Origin of the sequence: Variovorax sp. 278MFTsu5.1, from assembly GCF_048305045.1 — a bacterium.
Taxonomy (GTDB): Bacteria; Pseudomonadota; Gammaproteobacteria; order Burkholderiales; family Burkholderiaceae_C; genus Variovorax; species Variovorax guangxiensis.
This window is the reverse complement of record NZ_CP157622.1, coordinates 1519785-1532022: the sequence shown is the minus strand read 5'-3', so window position 1 is coordinate 1532022 and position 12238 is coordinate 1519785. Positions and strand designations below refer to the sequence as shown.

The 12238-nt window shown below is 68.4% G+C and carries 11 protein-coding genes; 3 read left to right on the top strand and 8 right to left on the bottom strand.

The window, feature by feature from the left end; translation table 11 throughout:
• Window positions 1-47: 47 nt before the first annotated feature.
• The 5 genes from ABL844_RS06685 to ABL844_RS06665 all read right to left on the bottom strand — a co-directional run bounded on the left by ABL844_RS06685 (window position 48) and on the right by ABL844_RS06665 (window position 5918).
• Complete coding sequence (locus ABL844_RS06685) at window positions 48-1094, bottom strand: ABC transporter ATP-binding protein (protein WP_418130819.1); 1047 nt, start codon at window positions 1092-1094, stop codon at window positions 48-50.
• Complete coding sequence (locus ABL844_RS06680; RefSeq protein ID WP_418130818.1) at window positions 1094-1933, bottom strand: ABC transporter permease; 840 nt, start codon at window positions 1931-1933, stop codon at window positions 1094-1096. Before ABL844_RS06680 ends, ABL844_RS06685 begins: the two co-directional genes overlap by 1 nt.
• 177 nt (window positions 1934-2110) lie before the next feature.
• On the bottom strand, window positions 2111-3052 hold the full coding sequence (locus ABL844_RS06675; protein WP_369662477.1) for an ABC transporter permease: 942 nt from the start codon (window positions 3050-3052) through the stop codon (window positions 2111-2113).
• Between the two features lie 11 nt (window positions 3053-3063).
• Window positions 3064-4323 (bottom strand): lactonase family protein, encoded by a 1260-nt coding sequence (locus ABL844_RS06670; RefSeq protein ID WP_418130817.1) that lies wholly within the window; start codon window positions 4321-4323, stop codon window positions 3064-3066.
• Window positions 4324-4343: 20 nt separating this feature from the next.
• Window positions 4344-5918 (bottom strand): ABC transporter substrate-binding protein, encoded by a 1575-nt coding sequence (locus tag ABL844_RS06665; protein ID WP_418130816.1) that lies wholly within the window; start codon window positions 5916-5918, stop codon window positions 4344-4346.
• A 200-nt stretch (window positions 5919-6118) separates the two neighbouring features.
• Here ABL844_RS06665 and ABL844_RS06660 point away from each other — a divergent pair, with 200 nt between their 5' ends.
• Window positions 6119-6508: a RidA family protein gene (locus ABL844_RS06660; RefSeq protein WP_126023039.1), complete on the top strand. Its 390-nt coding sequence runs from the start codon at window positions 6119-6121 to the stop codon at window positions 6506-6508.
• Window positions 6509-6653: 145 nt separating this feature from the next.
• Here the strand turns inward: ABL844_RS06660 and ABL844_RS06655 are convergent, their stop codons facing one another.
• From ABL844_RS06655 to ABL844_RS06645, 3 genes are all read right to left on the bottom strand, one after another.
• Entirely contained in the window at window positions 6654-7268 is a 615-nt protein-coding gene (locus ABL844_RS06655) for an ATP-dependent Clp protease proteolytic subunit (RefSeq protein ID WP_418130815.1), read from the bottom strand.
• Window positions 7269-7365: 97 nt separating this feature from the next.
• Window positions 7366-8127 carry a lipoprotein-releasing ABC transporter ATP-binding protein LolD gene (lolD, locus tag ABL844_RS06650; protein ID WP_418130814.1) on the bottom strand — a complete coding sequence of 254 codons (762 nt, stop codon included), beginning with the start codon at window positions 8125-8127 and terminating at the stop codon, window positions 7366-7368.
• The gene (locus tag ABL844_RS06645; RefSeq protein WP_369659421.1) at window positions 8120-9376 is read right to left on the bottom strand and encodes a lipoprotein-releasing ABC transporter permease subunit; all 1257 of its coding nucleotides are present in this window, start codon (window positions 9374-9376) and stop codon (window positions 8120-8122) included. The genes lolD and ABL844_RS06645 overlap by 8 nt, the downstream gene beginning before the upstream one ends.
• A gap of 55 nt (window positions 9377-9431) precedes the next feature.
• Between ABL844_RS06645 and ABL844_RS06640 the strand changes: the two genes are divergently transcribed.
• Together ABL844_RS06640 and recJ are read left to right on the top strand one after the other, a co-directional pair.
• A complete protein-coding gene (locus ABL844_RS06640; protein ID WP_418130813.1) occupies window positions 9432-10400 on the top strand; it encodes a hypothetical protein in 969 nt (322 codons plus the stop codon).
• Window positions 10397-12118 (top strand): single-stranded-DNA-specific exonuclease RecJ, encoded by a 1722-nt coding sequence (gene recJ, locus ABL844_RS06635; protein WP_184635150.1) that lies wholly within the window; start codon window positions 10397-10399, stop codon window positions 12116-12118. Before ABL844_RS06640 ends, recJ begins: the two co-directional genes overlap by 4 nt.
• Window positions 12119-12238: the final 120 nt, after the last annotated feature.

The following is a 12238-nucleotide window of genomic DNA, read 5'->3' as shown; positions in this document are numbered from 1 at the left end:
CCTTTCCCGCAAGCGGGAGAGGGAGCAAGACAGGAACAGAGCGTTCGTCATGCGGCCCTCGCGAGCGGTTGCTCAGGCTGCACACGAACACATCGCGCCTGCCGCCCCTGCCTGATGTCCAGCAGCGGCGGCATCGCGGCGCTGCATTCGGCGAGCGCGAGGTCGCAACGCGGCTCGAAGGCGCACCCCGGCGGCGGCGCCAGCGGGCTCGACACCTGGCCGCGAATGGCGAAGAGCCGCTTGGGCTTGGGCTGGCCGGGCTGGCGCGCCTTGCCCGGCAGGCAGGCCAGCAGGCCCTGCGTGTACGGGTGCTCGGGCTGCGCGAACAGCGGCCGCACCGGCGCGCTCTCGACCACGCGGCCCGAATACATCACGACCACGTCGTCGGCATGGTGCGCGACCACGCCGAGGTTGTGCGTGATGAACAGGATGCTCATGCCCGTCTCGGCCTGCAGCCGGCGCATGAGCTCGAGAATCTGCGCCTGGATGGTCACGTCGAGCGCGGTGGTGGGCTCGTCGGCGATCAGCAGCGTCGGGTCGCAGGCCATGGCCAGCGCAATCATCGCGCGCTGGCGCATGCCGCCCGAGAGCTGGTGCGGGTACTCGTGGATGCGCTGCGCCGCCGCGGGGATCTCCACCAGCTCCAGCATGCGCTGCGCGTGCGCCAGCGCCGCCTTGCGGTCGAGCCCCTTGTGCAGGCGCACGCTTTCCGCGATCTGCTCGCCGATGGTGAACACCGGGTTCAGGCTGGTCATCGGCTCCTGGAAGATCATCGACAGCTGGTTGCCGCGCAGCGAACGCATCTCGCGCTCGCCGATGCCCAGCAGGTCGAGCGCCTTGCCCTCGCGCGTCACGAAGGAAGCGCTGCCGCTGACCTGCGCGTTGGCCGTCTTGGGCAACAGGCGCATCAGCGTGAGGCTGGTGACCGACTTGCCCGAGCCCGACTCGCCCACCAGCGCCGTCGTCTTGCCGGGCTGGATCGAGAAGCTCACGTCGGCGACCGAACGCACGAGGCCGTCCTCGGTCGGGAAGCTGGTGCTCAGGTTGCTGACCGTGAGACGCGGGGTCTGGTTGTTGTTGGCGGTCGTCGTCATCACGCGCCTTTCTTCAGCTTGGGATCGAGCAGGTCTCGCACGCCGTCGCCCAGCAGTTGCAGCGACAGCGCGGTGAAGATGATCGCGAGCCCCGGGAACAGCACCACCCAGAAGGCCTGGTGGGCGTACTGCTGGCTGCCCGCGACCATCGTGCCCCAGGTCGGGATCTCGGGCGGCACGCCCACGCCGAGGAACGACAGGCCCGCCTCGGCCAGGATGGCATAGGCGAAGATGAACGACACCTGCACCAGGATCGGCGACATCAGGTTCGGCAATATGTGCCGCCAAAGGATGCGCGAGGTGCGCACCCCCAGCGCACGCACGGCCTCCACGAACAGCAGCTCGCGCACCACCAGCGTCGAGGCCCGCACCACCCGCGCCACGCGCGGCGTGTAGACCAGCACCAGCGCGAGCACGGTGTTGACCAGCGAGGGTCCGAGGATGGCCACCAGCGCGATGGCCAGCAGGATGTCGGGGAAGGACATCATCGCGTCGACCACGCGCATCAGCGGCGCGTCGAGCCGGCGGAAGAAGCCCGCCATCAGGCCCAGCACGGTGCCGGCGATCACGGCGCCCAGCGCGGTGAGCGCGGCGATGGCCAGCGAGTAGCGCGCGCCGTGCACGATGCGCGAATAGAGATCGCGGCCGAGCTCGTCGGTGCCGAGCAGGTGGTCGGCGCTGGGTGCCTTCAGGCGCTCCAGCACGGCCGTGTCGTTGGGGTCGATGGAGGCGAACAGCGGCGCGCCGATCGCGAGCACCGCGATCACCAGCAGCACCAGCGCGGACACCATCACGATGCGTCTGTGCATCAGCTGGCGGAGCATTCGGGGCATTTGCATTGGGGGCTCTTCAGTACTGCAGGAAGAAAGACGGGATCGGACAGCCGAACGCAGAAGAAAGACAAAAGCTACGCAAAGGTCGCAGAAAAGACAGAAGACATCTTTTGGTTTTCTCTTCTGCGACTTCTGCGAAACCTTCGCGACTTCTGCGTTCGGCTGTTCGGCTTTGCATCTGCATCACACCTTCACGCGCGGATCGACCACGGCGTACAGCAGGTCGATGGAAAAATTGATGAGCACGTAGATCGCCGCGATGACGAGCAGCGCCCCCTGGATCACCGGATAGTCGCGCCGCAGCACCGCGCTGACCACAAGGTTGCCCACGCCGGGCAGGCCGAACACGGTTTCGGTGATGACCGCGCCGCCGATCATCAGCGCGACCGTCAGGCCGATCACCGTGACGATGGGCACCAGCGCGTTGCGCAGGGCGTGCTTGAGCACCACCGTGCGCTCGCTCAAACCCTTGGAGCGTGCGGTGCGCACGTAGTCCTCGCCCAGCACGTCGAGCATCGAGGCGCGGGTGAAGCGGATGATGAGCGCAGAGTTCAGCAGGCCCAGCACCGTGGCAGGCAGCACCAGCGAGTGCAACCGTTCCGCGAACGGCGCATCAGGCGCGCCGTAGCCCGACACCGGGAACCAGCCGAACGAGACGGCGAAGATCTGGATCAGCACGATGCCCAGCCAGAAGCTCGGAATGCTCGCGCCCAGCATCGCGATGCCGGTGAAGAGCTGGTCGACCACGCGCCCCCGGAACACGGCGGAGACGATGCCGCATGGCACGCCGATCAGCGCCGCGATGGCCACGGCCATCAGCGCGAGCAGCGTGGTGGGTTCGGAGCGCTCCCACAGCGCCTGCGTCACGGGGCGCTGCAGGAAGATCGACTGGCCGAGGTTGCCCTGCAGCACCTCGCGCAGCCAGTAGCCGAACTGCACGGGCAGCGGCTTGTCGAGGCCGTACTCCTTCTGCACGCGGGCGATGTCGGCCGCGGTGGCCTGGTCGCCCAGCAGCACCGAGACCGGGTCGCCCGAGGCCGCGCGCGTGAGCACGAAGACCAGCACCGCCACGATGGCGAGCACGATCAGCATGCCCGCGGCGCGGGAGGCGATGTAGCGCAACAGCGATTTCTTCATCACGCGGAAAACTCGATGGCGGCGGCGGAACCGACCGCGACGTACTGGCCGGTGAAGCGAACGTCGCCGCCCTGCACGCGGAAGACGGTCACGTTGTCGCCCTGCTTGTTGTGGCACACGTAGAGGAAGCGTCCGCTCGGGTCGAGCGTGCAGCTGCGCGGGTAGTTGCCGCGCGACCATTCCTCGCGCACCAGCGTGGGCGCGCCGGTGCGGGCGTCGACCTTGAAGATGGAGATCGAGTCGTGCAGGCGGTTGAGCGACACGAAGTGCTGGCCGTCGGGCAGCATGCGGATGCCCGAGGCGTAGCTGGTGCCCTTGAAGCCCTTGGGCAGCGCCGAGGTCTCGCTCACCAGCGTGAGCACGCCGGTGGCGTTGTCGTAGCGCATGAAGGCGATGGTGGAAGCCTCCTCGTTCACCAGGTAGAACCACTTGCCGTTCGGATGGAACACGAAGTGGCGCGCGCCCGAGCTCTCCGACACGGCCACCGTGCTGGGCTGGCTCAGCACGCCGGTGATGCGATCGAAGCGGTAGGAAATGACGCGGTCGAGCCCCAGGTCGGCCACCAGCACGAAGTTGCCCTTCGGGTCGGCATGCACCATGTGCGCGTGCGGGCCGTCGTGGTCGCTGGTGGCGAAGCCTTCGTGCGAACGCGCGGCCGCCGGCACCACGTCGGCGCCGGGCTTGCAGGGCGTGCCCGCGCCGCAGGCATCCACGTCCTTGTAGACGACGGCGGCAACTGCCGGGTCGGGCGTGCCGTCGGCGCGCAGCGCGAGCACGCTGACATCGCCGCTCGCGTAGTTGGCGGTGAACAGAAAGCGGCCGTCGGGGTGCACGCTGATGTAGGCCGGGTCCTTGCCGCCGCAGGGCGTCTCGGACACGAAGCTTAGAGCGCCGTCCGCGCCGATTCGGAAGGTCGAGACCGAGCCGGCCTCGAACTCGTTGGCCGCGTACAGCACAGGCAGCTTCGGATGGCGCGCGAGCGAGGCGGGGTTGCGCAGCTTCGCGCCCTCGCCCGTGCTGGCCACGGCGGCCGGCGCGCCGGGAATCGGCTTGAGCGCGCCGGTGGCGCTGTCGAGCACGAACTGGTGCACGCCCTGCCCGCGACCACCGCGCCACGGCTCGCCGCCGTCGCTGTAGGTGCCGACGTAGGCGTAGATCGGGCCGGAGGTGGCGGCCTGAGCCGTGGAGGCGGTAAACCCCAGGGCCCCGAGGCCGGAGGCCAGTGCGCTGGCTTGCAGAAGTTGGCGACGCGACGGCATGGCTGTGTGTCTCCGCCTTCTTACTTGATCTTCGCGTTCCAGAAGAACGGCCAGGTCGCGGGCTGGTAGTTGTCCAGCGCCGGGCTCTTGGCGGAGAGACCGTTGAACTTGCCGACGTTGATGTACGGCACCTCGTCGTACACCACCTGCTGCACCTTGCCCCACAGCGCGCCGCGCTTGGCAGCGTCGCTCTCGACGTTGAAGGCCTGCAGCGCCGACTTCTTGGCGGGCGTGTCCCACCAGCCGGGCGCGCCGTCGCCGAGCTGCGGCGGCGAGAGCATGGGCTCGGGGAACTGGCCCGAGTGGGTGACGTAGATGTCCCACAGCTTGGCGTCGTTGCGCCGCTGCACCAGCGTGGCCCAGTCGACCACGTTGAGGTCGACCTTGAAGCCGGCGCGCTTGAGCTGCTCGGCCATCAGGAGCGCCATGTTGTAGTGGAAGTCGTACTGGCGGCTGGTAAGCACGCGGATCGGCTCGCCCTTGTAGCCGGCCTTGGCGGCGGCTTCCTTGGCCTTGGCGGCGTTGCGCTGGTTGTACTGGTCTGCGCCCGCGGTCGAGTAGAACGGCGAGCCCTTCGGGAAGTGGTTGGGCTCTGCCGTGAAGAAGCGCGTGTCGCCGAAGCCGGCGGCGAGCATCTCGCCCTCGCCCAGCGCGGTCTGGATCGCCTGGCGCACCGGCTGGCTGGCGGCCACGCCTTCCTTGGTGTTGAGCACGAGGTACGGGAAGCCGAACGAGGGCGTCATGATCGGCACGGTCTTGCCGCCCGATTTCTCCAGCCGCGGCAGCGCCTCCACCGGCAGCAGGTCTGCGAAGTCGTACTGGCCGGCCAGCGCACCCTCGACGCGGGTGCTGGCGTTGGGCACGGGCACGAAGCGCAGTTCCTCGATGGCCGCCTCGCGCTTGCCGCCGTAGCCGCTGGCGGCTTCCTTGCGCGCGCTGTACTTGTCGAAGCGGGTGAGCAGCACGAACTGGTCGGGGCGGCGCTCCTTGAACTTGTAGGGGCCGGTGCCGACGAAGTCTTTCAGCGGCGAGGCGATGGAGTCCTTGGCCATGATGGCCGCCATGCCGCTGGGCAGCGCGAGCTGCGACAGCAGCGGCGCGTAGGGTTCCTTCAGCACCACTTCGACCGCCAGCGGGCCCTTGGCCTTGAGGCTGTCGATTTCCTTGCCCACGGCCTTGCCGCGCGGCGACTGGTCCATCCAGCGCTGCAGGCTCGCCACCACATCGTCGGCCGTGAGTTCGCGGCCGTTGTGCAGCATCACGCCCTTGCGCAGGGCGATGGCGTAGGTCTTGCCGTCGGCCGAGATCTTCGGCATGCCCTCGGCCAGCATCGGCACCACGCTCCACTTGGCGTCGAAGGTGTAGAGCGTCTCGTACACGTGCTGCATGATGGTTCCGACCAGGTCGGCGGTCGAAGCCATCGGGTCGAGCGTCTGCGGCTCCGCCACCATCGCCAGCGTGGCGAAATTGCGCGGCCCCTGGGCGTGGGCGCTCTGGTGGGGCAGCGCGGCGCACAGCATCGCGAGCAGGGAGACACCCAGCAGGCTGCGCTTCGACAGCATGGGCAGGCGCTGGACAAGACCGACGTGGGGCATGGGGAACTCCTTCTTGGGGCGGGCGAATTGTGAAAGAAATTTTCTCTTCGGCCCGGACTTTGAAGCAGTATTCATGCCTAATCATCCGTGTTAACCCTTGTTCAGGGGTTATTTTGAAATAGATTTTCAAATCGGATGGATACTCGCGGATCGTTTCGCCCTTTCCGTTTCTCTTTTCCCGTCATCACTCAGGAGTTCCCATGCCCCTCGAATACCTCGGCGCCCCGCCCCTGGCCTCCGACCGCCAGGTCCGCCCCTTCTCCCCGGCCGTGCGCGCCGGCGACTTCATCTATGTCTCGGGCCAGGTACCGGTCGACAAGAACGGCGAACTCGTGGTGGGCGGCATCGAGGCGCAGACGCGCCAGGTGATGGAGAACATCAAGTCCGTGCTCGCGCTGGCCGGCGCCACCTTCGACGACGTCTGCAAGAGCACCTGCTGGCTGCAGGACGCGCGCGACTTTGGTGCCTTCAACCGCATCTACATGAGCTATTTCGGTGAGAACAAGCCGGCCCGCTCGACCACCGAGGCACGGCTGATGATCGATGCGCGGGTGGAGATCGACGTGGTGGCTTACAAGCCCAAGGCCTGAGCGAAGGCCCAAAAAAGCGGGATCGGACAGCCGAACGCAGAAGGAAGACAAAAGCTACGCAGAAGTCGCAGAAGAAACCTTTATCGGTTTTCTTCTGCGACCTTCGCGGAACCTTCGCGACCTCTGCGTTCGGCTACCCGACCCCTCAGCCGTGCAGCTCGGTCTTGCGCTGGATGATGCGCGAGACCAGCCCGTACTCCACGGCCTCCTCGGCCGACAGCCAGCGGTCGCGCTCGATGTCGGCAAGCACCACGTCGATGGGCTTGCCGGTCTCGCGCGCGATCTCGTGCGCGATGCGCTGGCGGGCCTTGATGATTTCCTGCGCCTGGATGGCGATGTCGGTCGCCTGGCCGCCCGCGCCGCCGCTGGGCTGGTGGATCAGGAAGCGGGTGTTGGGCAGGCACACGCGGCGCTCGCGCGGCGCCGCCAGGAACAGGTGAGTGGCCGCGCTGCCCACCCAGCCGGTGCCGATCATGTTCACCGGCGCGCTGATGAAGCGCACGATGTCGTGGATGGCATCGCCCGACTCCAGGTGCCCGCCGGGCGAGCTCACGAGGATGTCGATGGGCTTCTCTGCGCTGTCGGCATCCAGCGCGATGAGCCGGCGCGTGACGTCGGCGGCCACCGAATCGCTGATGGCGCCGAAGATCAGCAGCGTGCGCGACTTGAACGCTTTCTCTTCCAGATACGAATTGCGCGGCTCGGCGGTGGCCGCGGGCTTGGTGTCGTCGTCGGATTCCATCGAGAACATGGGCAGCATGAAACGGGCTCCTGTGGTTTTGGACTTCGGCCCGTCCTGACGGACAGGCGCCCCCCAGTTTCGCGACATTGCGCCGGCCGTGCCAGGCCGGCCCGAATCACCCCGCCAGGCGCCCCGCCACCAGTTGCAGCACCCGGTCGCAGCGCTTCGCCAGGTCCTGGTCATGCGTGACCATTACGAAGGCGGTGCCGTGCCTGTGCGCGAGGTCGAGCATCAGTTCGAAGACCGTGTCGGCCGTGCTGCGGTCGAGGTTGCCGGTGGGCTCGTCGGCGAGCACGCAGGCCGGCTGCGTGACCAGCGCGCGCGCGATTGCCACGCGCTGGCGCTCGCCGCCCGAGAGTTCGGCCGGGCGGTGGTGCAGGCGCTGGCCCAGGCCCACGCTCTCCAGGATCTTCGCGGCCGACTGCGCGGCGGCCTGCTTCTCCACGCGGCGGATCTTCAGCGGCATGGCCACGTTGTCGAGCGCGCTGAATTCGGGCAGCAGGTGGTGGAACTGGTAGACGAAGCCCAGGTGCTGGTTGCGCAAACGGCCCTGCTCCGCGGGGTCGGCGTGCGCGATGTCCTTGCCCAGCAGCTCGACCTTGCCGGTGGTGGGCTCGTCGAGCCCGCCCATCAGGTGCAGCAGCGTGCTCTTGCCGGAGCCGGAGGCGCCGACGATGGCCAGCGTCTCGCCGGCGTGCACGTCGAGGTCGATGCCGTGCAGTACGGTCAGGTCGAGCCTGCCCTCGTGGAACCGCTTGGTCAGTCCACGGGCCTTCAATACAACACCATTGGCGCCGGGCCGCCCCAAGCCAATGGCGGCCCCCTCGGGGGGCAGCGAGGACACGACAGTGCCGAGCGTGGGGGTCAATTCACTCATAGCGCAGGGCTTCGGCGGGGTTCACGCGGCTGGCGCGCCAGCTCGGGTACAGCGTGGCGACGAAGGCCAGCACCAGGGAAATGATCGCGATGGGCACGATGTCGCTTTGCTGCGGATCGCTGGGCATCTTGCTGATCAGGTAGATGTCCTTCGGCAGGAAGCTCGCGTGGAAGAGCTGCTCCAGGAAGGGCACGATCACGTCGATGTTGTAGGCGATGCCCAGGCCCAGCAGCAGGCCGGCCACGGTGCCGATCACGCCCACCATCGCGCCCTGCACCACGAAGATGCCCATGATGCTGCGCGGCGAGCTGCCCAGCGTGCGCAGGATGGCGATGTCGGCGCGCTTGTCGGTCACCGTCATGACGAGCGTGGACACCAGGTTGAAGGCCGCCACCGCCACGATCAGCGTGAGGATGATGAACATCATGCGTTTCTCGACCTGCACGGCCGCGAACCAGGTCTTGTTCTGGCGTGTCCAGTCGCGGATGAGGAACTCGCCCGGCAGCGTCACGGCGAGCTGGTCGGCCACGTCGCGCGCCTCGTTGAGGTTCTTGAGCTTCAGGCGGATGCCGGTCGGGCCTTCGAGGCGGAACACCTTGGCGGCGTCCTGCTCGTGCACCATGGCCAGCGCGGAGTCGTATTCGTAGTGGCCCGAGTCGAAGGTGCCGACCACGGTGAACTGCTTGAGCCTGGGCACCACGCCCGCCGGCGTGACCTGCCCGCCCGGCGCCACCAGCGTGACCTGGTCGCCCGGCTGCACGAAGAGCGAACGTGCCAGCTCCGCGCCGAGCACGATGCCGAACTGGCCCGGCACGAGCTTGTCGAAGGTGCCCTTGGAGGCGATGCCGTTGATGTCGGTGACCTCCGGTTCGAGCTTCGGATCGATGCCGCGCACCAGCGTGCCCTTCATGTCCTCGCCGCGCGCGATGAGCGCCTGCGTGTTGATGAAGGGCGCCGCGCCGACCACCTCGGGGTGCTTGCGCGCCGCCGCCATGATCTGGTCGAGGCTCTGCAGCGCCTGGCCGTCGCGCGAGAAGATTTCGATGTGCGACACCACGCCGAGCATGCGGTCGCGCACTTCCTTCTGGAAGCCGTTCATCACACTGAGCACAATGATCAGCGCCGCCACGCCCAGCGCGATGCCGAGCATCGAGACACCGGAGATGAAGGAGATGAAGCCGTTGCGCCGCGTCGCCCGTCCTGCGCGCGTGTAGCGCCAGCCGAGCTGCAGTTCATAAGGAAGTCGCATAGGGGCGGGATTGTGGCATTCCGGGCAAACCTGGGGCTTCCCGGACAATAGGGGAATGGCCGAAACCTCCCCACGCCAATTGCTGATCCCTTTCGCCGGCCGCGGTTCCCCGTCGTGCCGCGCGGCCCTCTCCACGCTCAGGCTCCCCAATCTCGAAAACCTGCTCTCGCGGCTCACCCTCGCGGACACCGACACGCAGGACGAAAGCACGCGCTCGCCTCCGCATGAACGCGCCCTGGCGCAGGCGCTGGGCATCGCCGCGCCCGACGGCTGCATTCCCTGGGCCGCGCTCGAAGCGCGCCGGCTGGGCATCGCCACGGCGGGCGATACCGAAGGCTGGGGCATGGTCACGCTGTGCAACTGGCAGGTGGGTATCGACGACGTGGTGCTGGGCGACCCGTCATCCATCGAGATCGACGCCGCCGAATCGGCCGCGCTGCTGGAAGCCGCCCGCCCCTTCTTCGAGGAGGACGGCATCGCGCTGCACGCGTCGCCCGTGCCCGGCCGCTGGTTGGCGCGCGCCGGCATCTTCGACGGGCTGGCCACCGCCTCCATCGACCGCGCGGTGGGCTACCCCGTTTCGCAGTGGTCGCCGCTGGCCGACGCCGCACGGCCGCTGCGCCGGCTGCAGAACGAGATGCAGATGCTGCTGTACACCCAGCGCGTGAACGACGACCGCGCCGCGCGCGGCGTGCCGCCCATCAATTCCTTCTGGCTCGCGGGCACCGGCGCGCTGAAGAATGAAGAAGCCGCAACCCCCGTCGCGCCGACGGTGAACGACTCCCTGCGCACCCCCGCGCTGCGCGACGACGGCACCGGCTGGGCCGAGGCCTGGCAGGCGCTCGATGCCGGCCCTGTCGCCGCCCTGCTGGCCGAATACACGCGCGGCGCGAACGACTTGTCGCTCACGCTGTGCGGCGACCGCGCCTCGCAACGCTACACCGTGCAGCCGCGCGGCCTGGCCCGCTGGGCGAAGAGCCTGTTCGACCGCAAGCAGGCTCCCGCCCTGCTGGAGTCGCTATGAAAATCATAGCCAGGGATATCCCGCCCCGCACCGTCTGGGCGCTGGAGCAGGCCGGCGTGCATCCGCTGCTGGCCCGCCTTTTCGCCGCGCGCGGCGTGCGCGCCAAGGAAGAGCTGGACGACGGCCTCGCGCTGCTGCTGCCGCCCGACACCTTGCACGGCACGCGCGAAGCCGCCGCGCTGCTGGCCGACGCCATCGCGCAGGACAAGCGCCTGTGCATCGTCGCCGACTACGACTGCGACGGCGCCACCGCCTGCGCGGTCGGCGTGCGCGGCCTGCGCCTCTTGGGCGCGAAGAACGTGAGCTACCTCGTGCCCGACCGCGTGGTCGACGGCTACGGCCTCACGCCGCCGATTGCAGAGCGCGTGGCCGCGAGCGGCGCAGACATGCTCATCACCGTCGACAACGGCATCGCCAGCGTCGAGGGCGTGGCCGCCGCCAAGGCGCGCGGCCTGCAGGTGCTGGTAACGGACCACCACCTGCCCGGGCCCGAGCTGCCCGCGGCGGACGTGCTGGTCAACCCCAACCAGCCCTGCTGCGGCTTCGAGAGCAAGAGCATCGCCGGCGTGGGCGTGATGTTCTACGTGCTGCTCGCGCTGCGCTCGGAGCTGCGTCGGCGCGGCGTATTCGACACGGCCACGCAACCCAAGCTCGATGCGCTGCTGCCGCTCGTCGCACTGGGCACCGTCGCCGACGTGGTGCGGCTCGATGCCAACAACCGCCGCCTCGTGGCGCAGGGCCTGCGCCGCATCCGCGCGGGCGCGATGCCGGCCGGCGTCGCCGCGCTCTTCAAGGCGGCCGGGCGCAACGCTTCCGTTGCGACCACCTTCGACTTCGGCTTCGCGCTCGGCCCGCGCATCAACGCAGCGGGCCGGCTCTCGGACATGACGCTGGGCATCGAATGCCTGCTGACCGACGACGCCGGCCGCGCCGAAGAGCTCGCGCGCATGCTCGACGGCATCAACCGCGAGCGGCGCGACATCGAGGGGGGCATGCGCGACCAGGCACTGCTGCTGGCCGAGTCGCTGTTCGCCACCGATGGCGAGGGCATCGAGGCGCCGCCGCCGGCCATCAGCGTGTTCGACGCGGGCTTCCACGAAGGCGTGGTCGGCATCGTGGCCTCGCGCATCAAGGACCGCTTCCACCGCCCCACCTTCGTCTTCGCCGCGAGCGCTGCGCCGGGCAAGGAGCAGGAGCTGAAAGGCTCAGGCCGATCGATTCCGGGCTTCCACCTGCGCGACGCGCTCGACCTCGTGGCCAAGCGCCATCCGGGCGTGCTGCTGCGCTTCGGCGGCCACGCGATGGCGGCCGGCTGCACCGTGGCGCGCGAGCATTTCGAGACTTTCGAAAAAGGCTTTGCACAGGTCGCGCGCGAGCTGCTGGCCGAGTCGGCGCTCACGCGCCAGATCGAGACCGATGGCCCCATCGCGCGCGAGTACATGCGCATCGACCTCGTCGACACGCTGCACCGCGAGGTGTGGGGCCAGGGCTTCGCGCCGCCCACCTTCAGCGAGGAAGTGGAAGTGGTGTCGCAGCGGCTGGTGGGCGAGAAGCACCTCTCGCTCAAGCTCAGGCACCAGGGCCAGCCCATCGACGCGATGTGGTTCAGTCACACCGAGCCGCTGCCGCCGAAGGTCAAGCTGGCGTTCCGGCTCGACGCGGACGAGTGGCAGGGGGTGCGGCGGCTGCGCTTCCTGGTCGAAGGCGCGGAGTTCTAGAAGAAAGTTCCAGCGGAAGGTCCCGGGGTTCCCGTTCGCAAGCGATGACGCGCGCGCGGTCGGGACGGATTCCTACGCATGCGCCGAGTCGTCGTTCTACGGTGGAAAAACACAACCACC